We start from the raw sequence: 19,392 nt of genomic DNA, 5'->3' as shown, positions 1-19,392 counted from the left end.
AAATCTAATTTTGATTCTTTCTTTGATTTAACATTTTATAAGCTTCTTGTACATAAGTATACAAATCATTACTATGTGGGTCGGTTTCCGTCTGTAATCCTTTAATGTGACCTAAACGAACAATAATTAGTTTGTCTTCTGGGATAATAATAACAAATTGTCCTAAATGACCACGCATATAATAAAGGCTTTTATTGTTAATTTTATTTAGCCACCAGCCATAACCATATTCAGAACTTTCAGGGAAACGAGGTGTAATGCATTTTTGAACAAAAGTGGAATCTAATAATTGCTTTCCGTTCCAGTTTCCATTGTTTAAATAGAGTTTACCAAAACGAGCAAAATCTCTAGCATTACTAGCAATACAGCAATATGCTTTTTCAATACCATCATTCTCATGGTCTAATTGCCACAAAGCTTCATTTTCAGCTCCCATAGGTTGCCAAAAATGTTTTGAAACATAATCAGAAACATATTCCCCAGTTGCTTTTTCAATACACATGGCTAATAGTTGAGTTGATCCGCTTAAATATTTAAATGATTGTCCAGGTTTCTCATTAATTTCTAACCCTAGAATTACTTTTTTTAAATCATCATCAAAATAAGCTCTAGTAACAATTGAAAATGGGCTATAATATTTTTCATCCCAACTTAATCCTGAAGCCATAGAAGATAAGTCACCAACTGTTACTTCTTTTGCGAATTTTCCTTTCAATTCTGGAAAAAAATCAACAACTTTTTGATCTAAATTTTTTATTTTCCCTTCCATGATAGCTTTTCCTAATGCCATTGTAATGACACTTTTTGCCATTGAAAAAGAGTTGGATTTGGAATCTTTAGTATATCCATCAAAATAACTTTCATGAAAAATACTATCGTTTTGTATAATTAAAAAAGAAGCGGTTTTGAGTTCTTTATGCGTTTTTTCTAGTGTTTCTGTAGCAGGTATTGTGTTGTAATCTTTAGTAATATTCCATGGTTGGGCAACTCCTTTTTTTATTTCTCTATTAGGAAAATGAGTATAATCTTCTAAGAATGCAGTTGTGTAACCTCTAAAATAAATTGTTCGTACGGCTCTTAATAAATAATCTACATCGAAAATATACATTAATATGATAATGGAAACTATTATAATAGATAACCATTTGAAGAATTGTTTTAAAAATTTCATAAGACACTTATATGTTTGTGACATAAAAGTAACAAAAAACATTGGTCGTTTAAAATTTTTAGAAAAGACTTTGTTGTTTTATAGGGTTTTCATGATCTAGAAGCCATTTTTTCCGCCATAAACCGCCAGCATAACCAGTGAGAGAACCATCAGATCCAATAACACGATGGCATGGAACAACAATCCAAAGAGGGTTTTTTCCATTTGCTGATGCAACAGCTCTAATTGCTTTTACGTCTCCTAATTGTTTAGATAGTTCTAAATATGAAATGGTTTTACCATGAGGAATATTTAATAATAACTTCCATACTTTTTGTTGAAAATCAGTTCCTTTTGGGTTCAATGTGAAGGTGAAATGAGTGCGATTACCTTCAAAGTATTCATTTAATTGTTTTACTGCTTCTTTAAGTTCAAGAGGGATATTTTTTGTAATTTCTCCTTCTTGTAAAATTGAAATAACTGAAATGCCTTCCTCATCTCCTTTTATTTTTGCAGTTCCTAAAGGTGTATTTATAAAAACGGTTTCCATTTTATAAAGATAAAAAAAACCATCTTAATAAAAAGATGGTTTCTTAAAAGTAAGATATAAAAAAATTGTTGTTTTATTATTTAAACATTACTGATTTTCCTTCTTTAGCGTTTTCAGCAATTACTTTTCCTTTAATGATTAAAACTTTTGGAGCTGCTCCTTCTTCACTAGTAGTTACAGTCACTGTTTTATGAAAATTTCCAGGAGATGCAGCATTGTATGTAGCTGTAACTGTTCCTTTTTCACCTGGCTTAACAGGTGTTTTAGTGTAATTTGTAGCAGTACATCCACAAGAAGGCTTTACATTTGTTACTAAAATAGTTTCATTAGTAGTATTTGTAAATGTAAATTCATATGATACTGGCTTCCCTTTTTCAATATCTCCAAATTCATGTGTTTCAGCAGCCCATTTGATTGCAGAAGTTTTTGTTTGTGCAATAGTTGAAGGTGCTTTAGTTACTGCTGATTGAGCAAATGATATTGTTGAGATGAATAATGCAACAATTGATAATTTAATAGTTTTCATATGTTTGAATTTTTATTTTAATAATTTTGTTCTACAAAGTTAAAAAGGAATGCTAATTTTGTTGTTAATCAACCCATAATGATTGTTAACGACATGTTAACAGAAGATGTGGAACAATAATTTCTTGTAATATTATATGATAATTGAAGATGTTGAGAAAGAAACTAATCCATTTTATAAATGAAATTAAGTAGATTTAATATTGTAATATTTATAGGTTTTTTTGCTATTCTAGGAGTGATTATAATGCAGTTTTTTTTACTTAACCAAGCATATTCATTTGAAAAAAAGGAAGTAGAAAGTAAGATACATTATGCTTTGCGTGATGTAGTTGAAAGAATTTATATTGATAATAATTCAGAGTTAATAGTTAGTAATCAAATAAAGAAAATAGCACATAATTATTATGTTGTAAATGTAAATGATGTGTTTGAAAATAATATTTTAGAATTTTATTTAAAAAAAGAATTCAATAGAGTAAATCTAGATTTAGATTTTGAATATGCAATATATGATTGTGGATCAAATAATATGGTGTATGGTAATTATATTGATGCAGATGGAGATACAAGTAAAAAATGTGAAGATTGTTTTACTAAAAATCATGATTTAATATATTATTTTGCGATTCGGTTTCCTACATTAAAGCAAAATTATTTCAGTAGTTTAAAACAATATTGGATATATACGGTAGTTTTGTTTATTGTACTTATAATATATGTTTATTCGGTCTTATTAATGTTAAAGCAAAAAAGATATACTGTTTTGCAAAATGATTTTATCAATAATATGACACATGAGTTTAAAACACCATTAGCTTCCATTTTAATTGCATCAAATTATGCTAATTCTCAAGATGAAATTAAAAAAAGTCCAAAACTCTCAAAATATATAGAAATAATAATCAATCAGAGTAAAAAATTAAATCAGCATATTGAGCAAATTTTATCATTAGCAAAAACGGATAGTCATAATATTCAATTAAATAAGACTAAAGTTGAGTTAAGCAACATTGTGAAATTAATAAAAGAAAACATTCTTTTAAAGTATTCAAGAGAAATTACTTTTACATTGTTGTTCCCGAAAAAATATACAGTTTTGGCAGATGAATTTCATTTTTATAATATTTTATATAATATTGTGGATAACGCTATAAAATATACTAAAGGAAATCCAGATGTAACTATGATGATTAATGATAATGTAAAATATGTTACTTTATCTATTTCAGATAATGGAGATGGTGTATCTGAAAAAGACTTGCCATTTATTTTTGATAAATTTTATAGAGTAGAAAGAAAAGATAGCAAAGAAATAGAAGGCTTTGGAATAGGATTAGCTTATGTGAAGAAAATTTGCCAATTACACAATTGGAAAATAAGTGCAAGTTCTACAGAAACAGGTTTAACCATTTCAATACAAATACCTAAAACGGATATCTATGAATAAGAAACGTATTTTATATGTTGAGGATGATGAAACATTGGCTTTTTTAACATCAGATAATTTAGAACAATATTTTGACGTGGTTCATTGTAATAATGGAGCTATAGCTTTTGAATTATTTTGTAAAGAAAGTTTTGATTTATGTGTTTTAGATATTATGCTTCCAGATATGGATGGTTTTGAAATTGCCACAGAAATTAGAAAAAGAGACGAGGAGATTCCTATTATTTTTCTTTCTGCAAAGACAATGAAAGAAGATAAACTTAAAGGATTAAGATTAGGCGCTGATGATTATTTGGTTAAGCCATATTCAATTGAAGAGCTTATACTTAAAATTGAAATTTTTCTTCATAGAAGTCAAAAAACAATAGAAAAAAACAATAAAAGCTATACAATAGGTTCTTATGTGTTTGAATTTGAAAATTATTTATTAAGAAATGATAAAGAAGAACTAACACTAACAGAAAGAGAATCTGCACTTTTGAAACTTTTTTTAGATAATGTTAATACCGTTTTAAAAAGAGAAAAAATTCTGACTTCATTATGGGGAAATGATGATTATTTTTCAGGAAGAAGCTTAGATGTATTTATTTCTAGATTGCGAAAAATTTTAAAAGAGGAAGAGAAAGTGAAAATTGAAAATATACCTAGAATTGGTTTTAAAATGGTTATTGATTAATCGGCAAAGCTAAGCATATAAGCTTCTAAAGCTTTTAGCTCTTCTTCCGACATTTTTTTTGTAATAGAGAAATTTGTCTTCATTACTTCATATTGATTTTTGTCTACAATAGGTTCGCTCTCTTCTTTTAGGAAAGCAATAATGTTGCCATTTGATTTTTTATAAATTGTGGCAATCTCTTTAATGCTAGGGCCAATAACTTTTGAAGTAGGTTTATGACAAGCAATACAAGTGCCTTTTCCTTCAAAAAGGTCTTTCCCTTTTAAAGTTAAATCAGCATCTACTATTTGAGTGTTTTTTTCTGTAGAATTTGTCTCAGCTTTATTTCCACAATTATAAAGAGTGATTGTGAAAAATATAAATATAAAAAACTTCATTTGTTTCATAGTAAATTCTTTTAAGAAAGATTGTCAAAGATAAAAAGGAAAGACGATATATTTCTTCAAAATTTTAAACTGTTTTATGTTTTTTCAATTGTTAATAAAATTTGTTAATAATTTTTTGAGAAGTCTATTGATTGCTTAACTTTGTGTTTATGATGTTAGACAAATATATATCGGATTTATTATATCGTTATCAGTGTGTTACTATTCCTGGTTTTGGTGCTTTTGTTACTGAAAATCAGTCGGCACAGATAAGTGGAAGCGCATGTACCTTTATTCCGCCTAGAAAAAATGTATTTTTTAATGTAAATATTAAAAATAATGATGGGTTATTAGCAAATCATATTTCATTACAAGAAAAAATCACTTATGAAGAAGCTTTAGAAAAAATTAATTTTGAAGTGAGTCTTTGGATGTCGTCTTTGCAAAATAAAGATAGAGTTGTTTTAACAAACATTGGTGAAATATACACAAATAGTGAAGCTAATTTTGTTTTTGAACCATCAAATTCAATAAATTACTTAGTGTCTTCTTTCGGATTAAATAGTTTTGTTATTCCAGAGATGAAACGAGAAATTTTAAAAGAACAAGTTGAGGCTATAGAAGTTAAAGCTCCTATTGTATTTACACCAGAAAAGAAGAAAAATTATTCGTTTTTGAAATATGCTGCGGTTATAACTTTGTTTTTTGGAGCAGGAATTACAGCGTATAAAATTCAATATGATCAACAAGTAAAAATAGATACACTTTTGGTACAAAAAGAAGTACAAGAAAAAGTGCATGATAAAATTCAGGAAGCAACTTTTTTTATAGATAATCCTGTAGCTACAGTTGAATTGGCAGTAAAAGAAGAGAAATTATCATATCATTTAATTGCAGGAGCTTTTAGAAGTGAAGAAAATGCTAAAAAAGCATTGAAAATATTAAAAGATCAAGGCTATGACGCTCATTTGCTAAACAAAAATAGTAATGGACTGACGCCTGTTGCTTATGGAAGTTTTAAAACTGCTGAAGAAGCTGAAGCTGAAAAAAGTAAACTATATAAGGAAGATAATGCCGATGCATGGCTTTTAATAGAATAAAAAAATCCCTTTTTGGGATTTTTTTGTATTGAATTATTATGAGCTTACTATCTTTGCAAAAAAAACAATGCAAACAAAATACCCTTCAGAATCAGTTACTACATTAACTGATTTAGTTTTACCAGGAGAAACGAATCCTTTAAACAATCTTTTTGGTGGGGAATTATTAGCCAGAATGGATAGAGCAGCAAGTATTACTGCTAGAAGACATTCTAGAAGGATTTGTGTAACTGCTTCAGTAAATCACGTGGCTTTTAATAGAGCAATTCCTCTAGGAAGTGTTGTGACAGTTGAATCTAAGGTTTCTAGAACATTTAATACATCAATGGAGATTTTTATAGATGTATGGATTGAAGATAGGGAATCTGGAGTTAAAAATAAGGCAAATGAAGCTATTTATACATTTGTAGCAGTAGATGAAACAGGAAGACCAGTGCAAGTAGCGCCAATTGAGCCTCAAACAGAACTAGAAAAAGAAAGATTTGAAGCTGCTTTAAGAAGAAAACAATTAAGTTTAGTTTTAGCAGGAAAAATGATGCCTAGCGAAGCTACAGAGCTAAAAGCATTATTCTCATAAATTTTAAAAAAATCCGATTAAAACTTTAATCGGATTTTTTTAATTACTTTTTTAAGCTGAAAAAAACATTTCTAATTCTTTTAGTGTTTCTGTAGTAGGAATTAAATCTTTCACAACATCACCTTTTTCTAGGACTACAATTCTATCTGAAACTTCAACAGTGTGTTGTAGATCATGACTAGATACTAAAACAGTAGTGTTCTTATCTTCTGCTAAAGATTTAATTATTTTTTTTAATCTAATTTGAGTTGTAGGATCAAGATTTGCAAAAGGCTCATCAAGAATAACAACTTCAGGATTGCCTATTAAAGCACCTACAATACCTGCTTTTTTAGCATTACCTTTTGATAGATCACGTAAATATTTTTTGTTGTTTAAAATTTCTCCGTTAAAGAAATCTTCATAATTTTTAAGGAAACTATCTACATCAGCTTTGTTCCAACCTCTTAATTCTCCTATGAAATAAAAATATTCTTCAGGAGTAAGATAGCCTATTAAGAAAGTTTCATCAATAAAAGAACTAGTAAAAACTTTCCATGATTCACTAGTGTTTATTTGAATATCATTAGATGTTATTTTTCCATCTGTAGGTTGAATTAAATCTAAAAGTAAGCTAAAAAAAGTAGTTTTTCCAGCACCATTATTACCTACTAAACCAAAGCTTTGACCTTTTGGAATTTCAAGATTTTGTATATTTAAAACGGTAGTTCCGTTGTATGTTTTTTTAAGGTTTGAAACTTGTATCATTATATAATATGTTTTAAAGTTTTTAGCGTATAAAATTAAAAAGGTTACTTTTTTTGCTTGTATGCTTCAATAGTAGCATATTTCTCTTTTTTGTAAATAGATTCAATAAGTTCAAATACTTTATTTTTAAGGGTAAAACCTAAAACACCAGTAATTGCTACAAATAAGTAACCATATTGCCATCCTAATGTATAATGACCTATTGCATATACAACCATTGGTAAAACTAATTTTGGTAATGAGATTAATAGTGTTTTTATGTTGAACGATTTTTTATCTCCAAAAGCATTTTTATTTGAAGTTAAATCGATAGGTGTTTTTATATAAGCACCACCTAATAAAACTAAATGCGAACTTACTCCAATATTGAAAATTGCACCTACAACAATAGCTAAATAAACTTCCCAGCCAAAATATAAATAAAAGGAAGCTAACAATGTTGAAATGACTGTTGCAATAACCATTAGCCACCATTTTGATGATAAATAATCTCTATAAGTTATGTTTTGTGTCATCATTAAAGGATAATAAGAACTATCCCAACTTGGAACAAACTGTCCAAAGTTTAATAAAAAACCACCAGAAACAAATATTCCCGCAAAAATTTTCCAAACAGGAGCATCATAAGCTTCTATTGATTTTGTAAAAAAGAGTAGCCCATAAAATAGAAACATAACACTCATTAACAAAGTAGATTTTGCTCTTTTGTTTCTTTTTAAAAGACGAATGTCATTCTTCAAAAATGTAGCTAAACTTCCTAATTGGTCTAGCCAAGTGAAATTTTCAGTAGTTGCATCATCTTGCTTTACAGATAATCCAGCATCTAAATAAAGGTTGGATTTGAAAAATTTAAAAGTAAAGTAGTATAATGTACTAAGAATAAATAAAGGAATCAAAATGGTATAAGGATAATTGTAGAAGTTTTCAAAAAACAGATTTGTGTATTGAGTAATATCAAAAACAGCATAGTATTGAAGGATTCCTAAAACTCCGAAAATAGCAGCTACAATATAAAAGACAATATCTTTTTTGTCTATCAATATAGCAATAAAGTTATTGCAGTATATTAAAAGTAATATGCTTAAGCCCCAAGACAAACTGTTTAAAGGAGAAAATCCTTCTTTAATTAATACAATCGTAAATGGAATAAAGAAGAACCAATGAATAAAATTAAAAAAGGAAAGTATTGTTTTATTTAAAGTATAATGTACGATTTTATTCTTTTTAATATTCTGATTTAAAAAAGGACGAATCGTGAGTGATGGCATTTTTTGAAAAAAGAACCGTATGAATAAATCAAATACTAAGTAATAAATAATGAATTGATTAATAGTAGGAAAAGGTTCTAATCCAGCTTTCTCTATTAGAAAATAAGAACCAATACCTAATAGGATAAAAGTACCGATAAAGTATATTGCCCCAAAAATCATTAGAATTTTTAAAGCCAAATTAGACGAAAAGGATGATGATCTAAAAAAGGCTTTCCATTCTAAAGTAATGAATTGTTTAATCATATTTTAGATTGTTAGTTTAGTTATATGATTAGTAGCTATAAATTGAAAATTGTTACGATTAATCTACTAATTCATATTCAGGATATGTCTCTTTTAAATAAACTTCAGCTTTAGAAGGTATAATTTTGATGATTACATACATTATTAAATAGTAGGAAACAATAATAAATGAAACAAGTAATAATAGAATCGGTTTTTCAATTATTGTTTCGTTAAAAATGTTTGCGCCATTTACTATTTGAAGAGGAATAAATAGTAAGCCAGAAAAGTGACCATAACTATAAATAATTTCTTCAAAAAGCCATCTTTTTTTATCTTCTTTCTTTTGTTGATTAATTTTTCTTTTTGTAAAAGAAAAAAAGAAAATTGATATTAGAATTCCAGTTAGGAATATAATAGGAAATATAGCATCAAAAAAGAGAATAGATAAAATTTTTGATAGAATATAAGTTGCTAAGAAAGTACCGATGATTTGAGGTAATTTGAAGAAATCTTTAAAATGTTTCCAAATAATCATATTGTATTTTTTACTTAAAGAAGCTTGTCTTTTTTCTACAACATCCATGAAACCAAAAACACCAAATTTTTTAAACTCTAATTGTAGTACATCTTCAAAAGGGATTTTTGGATTTTCTAACCATTGCTTTTCAATGGCATTGGCTAAATGATCAACAAGTTCTGTTTGTAAATCGTACCATTCTACATAATGTTGACGTGTAAACTCATATAGTCGATTTATTTGTTCAGTAGTTAATTGCATTTTAATAATTCAATTTTGGATTAACAATAGTTTGCATATTTTTTATAAATTCTTCTAATTCAGAAAGCTTATTAATGGTCTCTTTAGTTCCTTTTTCAGTTAACTTATAATATTTTCGTAAACGATTATCTACTTTTTCTACTTCAACAGTGAGCAATTCTTCAGCTTCAAGTTTATGTAAAGCAGGGTATAAAGCACCTTCAGTAATCTTTAATTCACCTTTTGTAATTTCTTTTACTTTTTGAGTAATTTCATAGCCATACATTCTTCCATTTTCTTCAAGAAGCTTCATTATTATTGTATTTAGACTTCCTTTATACAGTTGAGAGTTTTTCATTAGATTTTGTTTTAGCTTTAAAAGCAAACTCAAATATACATAAATTTCTTATGTATAATATTTTTAGGTATATATTTTTTCAGTTTTTCTTAATTAGGTTTCTTATTTTTGTATAAAATATTAAAGTAATGTCAACATTCTATAAATTAGTTATAAAAGAAATAAAAAGAGAAACCACATCATGTGTTTCTATACTTTTTAATGTGCCAGATGAATTAAAAGCGTTTTATAAATTTATTTCAGGTCAATATGTTACACTTAAGTTAACATTAGATGGGGAAGAAGTGAGAAGGGCTTATTCAATTTGTTCATCTCCAAAAAGTGGAGAATTACGAGTAGCGATTAAAGCTGTAAAGAATGGTTTCTTTTCAAAATTTGCAAATGAGAAGTTGAGTGTAGGAAACGTAATCGAAGTAGGATTACCAGAAGGAAAATTTGTTTTTGAACCTCAGGCCGATAGATTAAGGAATTATGCTGCATTTGCTGCGGGAAGTGGTATAACACCTATTTTATCTATTATTAAATCAGTTTTAGAAGAAGAACCAAAGAGTACGTTTGTACTAGTTTATGGAAATAAAACACCTCAGGATGCTATTTTTCATGATGAATTACAAGCATTGCATTTAGAATATGTCGGTCGTTTTTTTGTTCATTATGTATACAGTCAAGTTAATGTTGAAAATGAACTTTTTGGTAGAATAGATAAATCAGCGGTTAATTTTATTATAAACAATAAGCATAGCGAAAAGTCTTTTAATAAGTATTACTTATGTGGTCCAGAAGAAATGATAAATACAGTATCTGCTGTTTTAAAAGAAAATCATGTTTCTGAAAAAGATATTAAATTTGAACTGTTTACTACATCATCATCAGAAAATACTTCAGCGTCATTGTTAGAAGGACATTCAAAGATTACGGTTGTTGTAGATAATGAAGAAACTACTTTTGAAATGAGTCAGAAACAAACCATTTTAGAAGCCACATTAAAACAAGGAGTAGATGCTCCATATTCTTGTCAAGGAGGAGTTTGTAGTAGTTGTATTGCAAGAGTAACAAAAGGAGCTGCAATTATGAAGAAAAATTCAATTTTAACCGATGGAGAAATTGAAGAAGGATTAATATTAACTTGTCAAGCTCAACCTACAACACCAGATATTTTTGTAGATTTTGATGATGTATAAATTTTAATTAGATAAATAATCAAATCTGAGGTGTCTTTTTTAAGATGTCTCAGATTTTTTTTGATTAAGTAAATAAGCCTGATCAGGTTTTATATCTTTGATATAATCAACTCCCCATTCGTATAAAGGGTCAAATATTAAACATAACTTTTTACCTCTTTCAGTTAATGAATATTCTACTTTTGGAGGAACTTCTGCATAAACTTTTCTGTTTATAATATCATCATTCTCTAATTCTCTTAATTGACTAGTTAACATTTTCTCAGTTATGTTCTCACAGTCTCTTTTAATCTCACCATATCTTTTTGTATCTCCATTGGATAATACACTTAGTATAAAAAGTTTCCATTTTCCACTAATAGCTTTTACTGCAAAAGTTAATGGGCAATGTAATTTTGGCTCTTTCATTTTTTTTTCTTTTTTTTTCTTCTCAAAAGTACTGATTTTAAACAAAACATACAAAAAAGTTAGTACAGTACAAAAAAGTAACTACTTGTTAAAAAGAATGTAACGATTTACTTTTGTCCATTATAAAACATTAAATTATATACTAATGAAACAAAAAAGACTAGCTTTAATTGGAGTATTGAATATTTATCTCTTGTTAACAATGAGTTGCGTAGGAGTTAAAGGCACACAAAAAAGATTGATTGAGGCAGAAGAAGCTACCAAAATACAATTTATAAGAAATGCAACCGTGAAAATCAGTTTCCAGCACACTAAAGTCCTAATAGATCCAATTTTAGCAGATGAAGGTACTGAAGCTCCAATTCCATTTTCAAATACAATAAAGAATCCAACAATCGATTTGCCTTTTGATAAATATGATGTAATTAAAGATGTAAATGCTATATTGCTTACACATTATCATGCTGATCATTTTGATGCAGAAGCTGAAAGAATTTTACCTAAAAATATTTTGATTTTTTGTCAACCAGGTGATGATCATAAATTAAAAGAAAAAGGATTTAATAATGTACAAGTAATTCAGAATACATTTAATTGGAGAGGAATTACAATTTCAAGATTTTCGGCAAGTCATCATAAAGGAGCAACAGGAGAAATGCCATTTGGAGAGTCATCATCATTTAATTTACAAAATAATGAAGAGAATATCTTTATTACAGGAGATGCAATATTTGATGAAAAGCTGAAAACTAGCTTGTCAATTGCAAAACCAAGTATTATTATAGCAAATACAGGAGAGTGTCAATTTACAGAACCTAATCCTGTGCTTAAGCCTCATATTGAAATGACTTTAACAAAATCTGAGCTTAAACAAATTGTAGAATATTTTCCATTATCAAGAGTAATTGCTGTTCATATGGATGCTATAAATCACTGTAGTTTAACCAAAGTAGAATTAGATGCTTATATTGAAAAAGAGAAATTAACAAAGAAGATATTAATACCAAGGGAAGGAGATATTCTTCTTTATAGCCAAGTAATTAAATAAAAACAATAAACCACAACAGACTAGTCTGTTGTGGTTTGATTTTGCTTTATTCGAGAAAGAATTTTTTATATGTTTTCTAGTTGTGTGTGTTTTCTTTTATGTAACCAAATTTTTAATAAGCTTACTAAATAGAATAATACAGGGACAACTACTAATGTTAGGAATGTAGCAAATACTAATCCGAAGATTACAGTCCATGCTAAAGGTCCCCAGAAAATAACATTATCACCACCCATATATATTTTAGGATTAAACTCGCTAAATAATGAGAAGAAATCAATATTAAATCCAATAGCAAGAGGAATTAAACCTAAAACAGTTGTGATTGCAGTTAAAAGTACAGGACGTAAACGAGCTTTTCCACCTTTAACAATGGCATTAAAAACATGTTCCTTATCTAAAACAGCTCCTTTAGGTAATTTTAATTCTTCAGTTTTACGATCTAATAGTAATTGAGTATAATCGAGGAGGACAACTCCATTGTTCACAACAATACCAGCGAGCGATATAATTCCCATCATGGTCATCATAATTACAAATGGCCAACCTGTTATCATTAATCCTAAGAATACTCCGATGAAACTTAAAAATACAGCAACCATAATGATAGATGGTTTCGAAATAGAGTTGAATTGGAATACTAAGATTAACATAATTAATCCTAATCCAGAGAATAAGGCACCCATTAAGAAAGCCATTTGCTTGTTTTGCTCTTCAATTTGTCCAGTAAAGTCAAATTTAACTGTTTTTGGAGCATCGAAGTTTGACATTTCAGATTGAATTTGAGTTACAACTGCACCAGCATCTGTAAATCCAGGAGATAAAGCAGAATATAAAACAACAACACGATTTAAATCACGGTGCTTAATAGCACTAAATGAAGAAGTGTTTTTCTGTGTAGCTACTGTTGAAACGGGAATTTCTTTTAATTGTCCAGAAGCCATGTCTCTAAAGGTGATGTTCTGATTAAAAATAGCACTTTGATTATAGCGATTGTCTTCGTTGAAACGAACATAAATATCATAATCGTCTCCATCTTTTTTATAAATTCCGGCTTTTTCTCCAAAAATAGAACGACGCAATTGATTTCCAACTTGTCCAGCAGAAACGCCCATTTCTCCGGCTTTTTCTCTATCAACCATTACTTTCATAGCAGGTTTTCCTTTATTGACATCAACTTTTAATTCGTCAATTCCAGGAATATTTTTCCCATTAAGAAAGTCTTTCATTCTTTCAGCTGTAACGATTAATTCTGTATAATCATCACCTTTAATTTCTATATTAATTGGGTATCCTGCTGGTGGACCAACAGCATCTTTTTCAACAGAAATAGAAACACCTGGATAAATATCTTTTAATGATTCTTGAACTTTTAAACGTAAGTCTTCAGAACTTCTACCATCTCTAAATTTGTATTCACGCATTGACATGGTGATTTTTCCTTTATGTGGCATTTCTGCTGAAGAACCTCCATCAGTTTGAGGGTTTCCAGCTCCTTCACCAACTTGAGAAACTGCTGATTCAACTAAGTAATTGAAATTTTGATTTTCTTTGTCAATGAAATCATCAGAATTCATAACAGCATAAACGCGTTTCTCAATATCTTTAGTAATAATATTTGTTTTCTCAATATCTGTTCCTTGTGGATACTCTATGTAAACAATTACTTGATTTGGTGTGTTATCAGGAAAGAATTCTACTTTAGTTCTTCCACTACCGACACTCCATCCAAAATAAAGGAATAACACAATAAAAAACATAAGAAACATACCAATAACCACAAAATAAGGTTTTTTCCCTCCAAGAAAATAACGCAACCATTTTTCATAGCCATTTTCCCAACGTGTTAAGATGGAGTTTTGGAACTTAGTAGTTAATTTTTTAATTAGATATTTATATAGCCAAAACATAATTGCTGTAACAATCATTACAGATCCTAAAGCACGCATTGATCCTCCAAAAATTAGAATAAATATTCCAAATCCACCTAGAAGAATGCTCAAACGAATAAGTTGCTTTCTAGATAATATTTTTTCATTTACATCCATAAATTGAGAAACCATCACCGAATTGAAGAAAACAGCAACAAATAATGATGAACCTAACACTACTGAAAGTGTAATTGGGAAATATTTCATGAATTGTCCCATTGTTCCAGGCCACATTCCAAGAGGTACAAAGGCGGCAACAGTTGTAGCTGTTGAGATGATAATAGGTAGTGCAATTTCACCAATACCTTTTTTAGCAGCTTCAATGCGACTCATCCCTTCTTCGTCCATCAATCGATATACGTTTTCTACTACCACAATTCCATTATCAACAAGCATTCCAAGTCCCATAATCAATCCAAAAAGGATCATTGTATTCATGGTGTATCCAAATGCATTTAAAATCATGAATGACATAAACATAGACATTGGAATAGCAAAACCAACGAAAAGAGCATTTCTGAATCCTAAGAAGAACATTAATACTCCTACAACTAGTATAATACCAAAAATGATATTGTTAACTAAATCATCAACTTGGTTTAATGTTCGAGAAGATTGATCGTTTGCAAATGTTACTTTTAAATCGGTTGGTAATACATTTTCTTGTGCTTCTGCAACTATTGTTTTAATTTTCTCTGATGCTTCAATCATGTTTTTACCAGCCCGTTTTTTAACGTCTAGCATCACAACACTTTTTCCAAATTCTCTTGCGTAAGTAGTTTTGTCTACATCTTTAAAAGTCACATTAGCAATATCCTTTAGGTAAACAGCACCACCAGTTGTTTTTACAACAAAATTGTCTAAATCAATTGGTTTTTCAATTTCACCTTCAATACGAATAGTACGTCTTTGTCCACTAGCAATTAAATTTCCAGCTGACATTGTTACATTTCCATTTCGAATAGAATTAATTACATCATCAAAACTTACTTTTGATGCCATCATCTTATAAATATCAACCGCAACTTCTACTTCCTGTTCTTGAGCTCCACGGATATCAACTTGTTTAATTTCGGTTAAGCCTTCAATTTCGTCTTCTAGATGTTCTCCATATTTTTTTAACTTGTTTATAGGATAATCCCCAGAAAGATTGATGTTAAGAATCGGAATTTCTTCTGAAAGATTTAAATCGAAAACATTTGGTTCGACTTTAGCACCATTAAATGTTGGCCAATCTTCACCTGCCTTTTTAGAATCGACTTTGTCTTTTACTTTTTGTTTTGCAGCTTCAACCGATATCTTTTCATCGAATTCTATAGTAATAATACCATAATCTTCTTGAGAAGTTGATAAAATTTCTATTACATTACTAACGTTTTTAAGCTCTTCTTCTAATGGATCTATGATAAGACGTTCAATGTCTTCGGCTGTATTTCCAGGATAAAGAGTGCTAATATAAATTTTAGTTTCTTTAATTTCAGGGAAATCTTCTCTTGGCATTCCATAATAAGCTGAAAGACCAAGGATGAAGAATAATGCCATCATTACATAAATGGACATTTTATTTTCAATTGCCCATGATGATAGCTTAAATTCTTTTTCTGTATTGTTTGTACTCATAATGAGAATTATTTTATAATCGTTACTTTTTGTCCGTCTTTAACGCTTCTAGCACCTTCTTTAATAATTAAATCTCCATCTTTAACACCTTCTAAAACTTCAATTAGGTTTCCTTGTGTTTTTCCTGTCTTAATAATTATTTTTTTCGCTACAGCGTCTCCTTCTTTAGTTGCATTTTCTGCAATGTATAAGTATTGTTCTCCTTCTGCATTTTCAGAAATGATACTTAAAGGAACACTTATAGAATTTGGATTTGTATAATCTTTAATTTTTATTTTCCCAGATAAATTAGGCTTTATTTTTCCATTTTTATTTGGAACATTAATTTGAATCATGAAAGATCTATTTCCTGGATTAATATAGTTTCCAGCTTGAGATATTTTAGTGTCTAATGACTCTCCTAAAATTGGGAAATCTACAATTACATCAGAACCTTTTTTAATGCTACTTACATATTTTTCAGGAACTTCAGCTTCTAAATACATATTGTTTAGACTAACAATTCTTACAATTGGAGTGCCTGGTCCAACAACAGATCCTTTTTCTGAAATTACATCATCAATTGTTCCGCTAAAAGGAGCTCTAACAGTTGTTTTTGATAATTGATTTCGCATTTGAGCTACAGCTTTCGATTGTGCTTCATAAGAAGATTTAGCTTGTAAGTATTGAATTTCAGAGCCAATTTTTTGATTCCATAGGTTTTGTTGTCTTTCAAATGTAGTTTTAGCTAAATTAGCTTGAATTTCTAATTGAGATAATTGTTGACTTAAACCACCATCATCAATTTTAGCTAATGTTTGTCCTTTGGTAACTTTTTGTCCTTCAGTAACATAAACTTGTAATAAAGTTCCACCATATTCTGCATTTAAAACTATGTTTTCTTTTGTTTGAACATTAGCCTGTAGTTCAAGATAATGATTGAAAATAGTATCTTTTGCTGTAATAGTTGTAATTAAAGCTAATTTATGATTAACATCTAATTTACTAATTGCATCATCTATTAGTTCTAATTCCTTATTTAAAGCATCTGCTTGAGTAACAATTTCAGTACGCTTTGTTCTTAATTGTTTTAGATCTCCTTTCTCAATTACAGATTCTGTAGAATTTTTTTTGTCTCCACCACAAGAAGAAAGGACTATTAATGTGATGATGCTTATATAAAACTTTTTCATTTTTATGATTGATTATTTATTGTTAGTTATTTTATCTAATGCAGTTTTTTTGTTGATTACATCTATCATTGCTTGAAGATAGGTTTGTTGAGCTGAATATAATTGACGTTGAGCTTCTGTATATTCAAAACTGCTTGATAATCCTTCTTTGAATTTTACTTGTTGTTTTTTCTCAATTCTTTCAGATAATCGTAAGTTTTCTTTTGAAAATGAATATTGTTCAATGCTATATTCATAATCACTTTTTGTGTTTTGATATTCTAAAAGTAGAGTTTGTTCTGTTTCTTTTAGTTCTGTTTTAGCTTGTTCGTAAGCAATTTTTGCTTGTTGCGTTTTTGCTGTTCGTCCTAAGCTACTAAAAATAGGAATGTTTAATGCAACACCTAAATTTGAATAATTAAACCATTTTTGATCTTGATTAAAAAATTGGAATTCGTTTCCAAAAGCATTGTATCCAAAATTTACATTTGCAGATAGAGAAGGTAATGCTTTACTTTTTTCTAATTTTAATAATAAACGATTTGATTCTTCCTTATTTTGACCTATTTTATAATCAATAGTATTGTTAACATTGAAATCTGATCCTAAAACACTTAAATCAATGTTTTTAGTGGCTAAATTGTCTAAGTTGTCTGTTAATTGTAAGTCTTCTTGAATGTCAATCCCTAAAACTAGTTTTAACATATTTAAAGCAATTTCGGCTCTTCTGTTTGCATTTGAAAGGGAACTGTTTACTTGACTTAAAGTAATTTGTAGTTGCTCTACATTTTCTTCTTCAACTAAACCATTTTTATATGTTTCATTTGTTTCAAATAAGGTTTTTTCTAATGATATTTTATTTTCATTTAAAACTTTTGCACTTTCTCTTGCAAGAAGGACATTTCCATAAGAGTTAATTACAATTGAACGGATTTCTAAATCTGTTTTCTCTTTAGCATTTTGAGAAATTTCTAAATATACTTTAGCCGATTGTAATCCTACTAAATAAGAACCATCAAAAATCAACTGGCTTAAAGTTGCATTTGCAGTCATATTATGTTTTGTTCCGAATTCAACTTCGGCAAATTCACCAGGATTTCCACCAAAAAACTCAGCAGGAACCACAGATTTTTGCAAAACGAAGTTGTTTTGGTAATTAATATTTGCATTTAATTGGGGTAACCCTATAGTTGTTGTTTCCCATTTTTTCTTTTTTGCAATTTCAATATCTTTTGAAGCATTAATTGCAGTATAATTGTTTTGTAAAGCATGTTCAATAGCTTCTTGTAAAGAAAGAGAATAACTCTTCTTTTCTTCTTGCGCATTGATAAGGCTCGCAAACAATAAAAAGATAATAATGATTTTATGTTTCATTGTTTAATTATTGGTTTTTATTAATTGATTTAAAAATTCGATTCCTTTTGGACTACAAATACCACGTAAATGATATTCTAAGTATTGATTTTGTAATTCTTTTGGGTTAAACATTGTATTAGGGAATAATTCTCCATCTTTAATGGAAGTCATGCCTGCAAAATAAAATCTACTTATGGCATCTACCATTATTTCTTTTCTATATAAGCCTAGGGAAATTCCTTTTTGTAAATTATAAACAATACAATCGTCCATTTTTTCAAATTGTTTACTCCTTAGTGTAATGTATATTTTTGGATAATATTTTTGTAATTGATATATGGGAGAAGTGCCTTCGTCTTTTAAATGTTGTAAAACAAAGTTTTTTATTTCAAAAAGTTCTTCAATAGGGTTTTTTTCAAAGGCTCTAATGGAGTCTATCCCACATGAAATTGTTTCAAAAAGGCTAAAAGTGGCATGTTTTACTAGTTCTGGTTTTGTTGAAAAATGCAGATAGATAGTCTTCTTTGAAATTCCTAATTCTGCTGCAATATCATCCATTGTAACACTTTTAAAACCAAGTGTTACGAACATTTCAGTTGCTTTTGATAAAATTTGCTCTTTCATTTTATTGGATTATTTCATTAGATTACTTACTAAAAAATACTTTGCAAATGTAGACAGGAAACTTTAAACACAAAAATAGTTTCCAAAGTATTTATATAAATTTAACATAGATTTAAGATTAGTCGTTTTTGTATTTAATTTATTATATTCTAAAAAATACATTTGTAAGATTTTCTTATTGTAGCTCTTTAAAATTTGACTGAAAATACTTGGTCAATTAAACTTTTGAAAATTAAGTGCAATTTTAAGTCTCGATTAACATTGGAGATTTTTAATTTTGAATACATTTGCAATATCATCAATTCAAATATTATTATCAATT

General features: G+C 28.6%; 19 protein-coding genes. 6 read left to right on the top strand and 13 right to left on the bottom strand.

Going from position 1 to position 19,392, the window contains the following annotated elements:
• Window positions 1-4: 4 nt before the first annotated feature.
• The 3 genes from SY27_RS10045 to SY27_RS10035 all read right to left on the bottom strand — a co-directional run bounded on the left by SY27_RS10045 (window position 5) and on the right by SY27_RS10035 (window position 2,226).
• Window positions 5-1,171, bottom strand: a complete 1,167-nt coding sequence (locus SY27_RS10045; protein ID WP_045969805.1) for a serine hydrolase — start codon at window positions 1,169-1,171, stop codon at window positions 5-7.
• Between the two features lie 58 nt (window positions 1,172-1,229).
• The gene (locus tag SY27_RS10040) at window positions 1,230-1,700 is read right to left on the bottom strand and encodes a methylated-DNA--[protein]-cysteine S-methyltransferase (protein ID WP_045969803.1); all 471 of its coding nucleotides are present in this window, start codon (window positions 1,698-1,700) and stop codon (window positions 1,230-1,232) included.
• A gap of 76 nt (window positions 1,701-1,776) precedes the next feature.
• Window positions 1,777-2,226 (bottom strand): DUF1573 domain-containing protein, encoded by a 450-nt coding sequence (locus SY27_RS10035; RefSeq protein ID WP_045969801.1) that lies wholly within the window; start codon window positions 2,224-2,226, stop codon window positions 1,777-1,779.
• Window positions 2,227-2,406: 180 nt separating this feature from the next.
• On the opposite strand from SY27_RS10035, the gene SY27_RS10030 reads away from it, so the two are divergent.
• On the top strand, window positions 2,407-3,675 hold the full coding sequence (locus tag SY27_RS10030) for a sensor histidine kinase KdpD (RefSeq protein ID WP_045969798.1): 1,269 nt from the start codon (window positions 2,407-2,409) through the stop codon (window positions 3,673-3,675).
• The gene (locus SY27_RS10025; protein ID WP_045969796.1) at window positions 3,668-4,351 is read left to right on the top strand and encodes a response regulator transcription factor; all 684 of its coding nucleotides are present in this window, start codon (window positions 3,668-3,670) and stop codon (window positions 4,349-4,351) included. Before SY27_RS10030 ends, SY27_RS10025 begins: the two co-directional genes overlap by 8 nt.
• Here the strand turns inward: SY27_RS10025 and SY27_RS10020 are convergent.
• The gene (locus tag SY27_RS10020) at window positions 4,348-4,737 is read right to left on the bottom strand and encodes a c-type cytochrome (protein ID WP_052705260.1); all 390 of its coding nucleotides are present in this window, start codon (window positions 4,735-4,737) and stop codon (window positions 4,348-4,350) included. The genes SY27_RS10025 and SY27_RS10020 overlap by 4 nt on opposite strands.
• A gap of 149 nt (window positions 4,738-4,886) precedes the next feature.
• Between SY27_RS10020 and SY27_RS10015 the strand changes: the two genes are divergently transcribed.
• Together SY27_RS10015 and SY27_RS10010 are read left to right on the top strand one after the other, a co-directional pair.
• Window positions 4,887-5,816, top strand: coding sequence for an SPOR domain-containing protein (locus tag SY27_RS10015; protein ID WP_045969794.1), 930 nt, complete (start codon window positions 4,887-4,889; stop codon window positions 5,814-5,816).
• A gap of 67 nt (window positions 5,817-5,883) precedes the next feature.
• Complete coding sequence (locus tag SY27_RS10010) at window positions 5,884-6,393, top strand: acyl-CoA thioesterase (RefSeq protein WP_045969792.1); 510 nt, start codon at window positions 5,884-5,886, stop codon at window positions 6,391-6,393.
• A 51-nt stretch (window positions 6,394-6,444) separates the two neighbouring features.
• On the opposite strand, the gene SY27_RS10005 is transcribed toward SY27_RS10010, so the two are convergent.
• From SY27_RS10005 to SY27_RS09990, 4 genes are read right to left on the bottom strand one after another with little or no spacing between them, the layout of a single operon-like run.
• A complete protein-coding gene (locus SY27_RS10005; protein ID WP_045969789.1) occupies window positions 6,445-7,140 on the bottom strand; it encodes an ABC transporter ATP-binding protein in 696 nt (231 codons plus the stop codon).
• 44 nt (window positions 7,141-7,184) lie between these two features.
• On the bottom strand, window positions 7,185-8,654 hold the full coding sequence (locus SY27_RS10000) for a DUF5687 family protein (RefSeq protein WP_045969787.1): 1,470 nt from the start codon (window positions 8,652-8,654) through the stop codon (window positions 7,185-7,187).
• 58 nt (window positions 8,655-8,712) lie between these two features.
• Window positions 8,713-9,414 carry a hypothetical protein gene (locus tag SY27_RS09995; RefSeq protein ID WP_045969785.1) on the bottom strand — a complete coding sequence of 234 codons (702 nt, stop codon included), beginning with the start codon at window positions 9,412-9,414 and terminating at the stop codon, window positions 8,713-8,715.
• 1 nt (window position 9,415) lies between these two features.
• Window positions 9,416-9,751 (bottom strand): PadR family transcriptional regulator, encoded by a 336-nt coding sequence (locus SY27_RS09990; protein WP_045969783.1) that lies wholly within the window; start codon window positions 9,749-9,751, stop codon window positions 9,416-9,418.
• A gap of 128 nt (window positions 9,752-9,879) precedes the next feature.
• Between SY27_RS09990 and SY27_RS09985 the strand changes: the two genes are divergently transcribed.
• The gene (locus SY27_RS09985) at window positions 9,880-10,932 is read left to right on the top strand and encodes a ferredoxin--NADP reductase (protein WP_045969781.1); all 1,053 of its coding nucleotides are present in this window, start codon (window positions 9,880-9,882) and stop codon (window positions 10,930-10,932) included.
• Between the two features lie 39 nt (window positions 10,933-10,971).
• Here SY27_RS09985 and SY27_RS09980 read toward each other — a convergent pair whose 3' ends face one another.
• Window positions 10,972-11,340: a helix-turn-helix domain-containing protein gene (locus SY27_RS09980; RefSeq protein ID WP_045970239.1), complete on the bottom strand. Its 369-nt coding sequence runs from the start codon at window positions 11,338-11,340 to the stop codon at window positions 10,972-10,974.
• A gap of 145 nt (window positions 11,341-11,485) precedes the next feature.
• On the opposite strand from SY27_RS09980, the gene SY27_RS09975 reads away from it, so the two are divergent.
• The gene (locus SY27_RS09975) at window positions 11,486-12,388 is read left to right on the top strand and encodes an MBL fold metallo-hydrolase (RefSeq protein WP_045969779.1); all 903 of its coding nucleotides are present in this window, start codon (window positions 11,486-11,488) and stop codon (window positions 12,386-12,388) included.
• Between the two features lie 65 nt (window positions 12,389-12,453).
• Here the strand turns inward: SY27_RS09975 and SY27_RS09970 are convergent, their stop codons facing one another.
• From SY27_RS09970 to SY27_RS09955, 4 genes are read right to left on the bottom strand one after another with little or no spacing between them, the layout of a single operon-like run.
• On the bottom strand, window positions 12,454-15,939 hold the full coding sequence (locus SY27_RS09970; protein WP_045969778.1) for an efflux RND transporter permease subunit: 3,486 nt from the start codon (window positions 15,937-15,939) through the stop codon (window positions 12,454-12,456).
• Between the two features lie 8 nt (window positions 15,940-15,947).
• Complete coding sequence (locus SY27_RS09965; protein WP_045969777.1) at window positions 15,948-17,111, bottom strand: efflux RND transporter periplasmic adaptor subunit; 1,164 nt, start codon at window positions 17,109-17,111, stop codon at window positions 15,948-15,950.
• Window positions 17,112-17,123: 12 nt separating this feature from the next.
• Window positions 17,124-18,464 (bottom strand): TolC family protein, encoded by a 1,341-nt coding sequence (locus SY27_RS09960; RefSeq protein ID WP_045969776.1) that lies wholly within the window; start codon window positions 18,462-18,464, stop codon window positions 17,124-17,126.
• Between the two features lie 3 nt (window positions 18,465-18,467).
• Complete coding sequence (locus tag SY27_RS09955; RefSeq protein ID WP_045969775.1) at window positions 18,468-19,070, bottom strand: TetR/AcrR family transcriptional regulator; 603 nt, start codon at window positions 19,068-19,070, stop codon at window positions 18,468-18,470.
• Window positions 19,071-19,392 lie beyond the last annotated feature (322 nt).

Origin of the sequence: Flavobacterium sp. 316 (assembly GCF_000967805.1) — a bacterium.
GTDB classification, from domain to species: domain Bacteria; phylum Bacteroidota; class Bacteroidia; order Flavobacteriales; family Flavobacteriaceae; genus Flavobacterium; species Flavobacterium sediminilitoris.
Note: the sequence above shows the minus strand (reverse complement) of the source record. Positions and strands in the feature narration are given on the sequence as shown.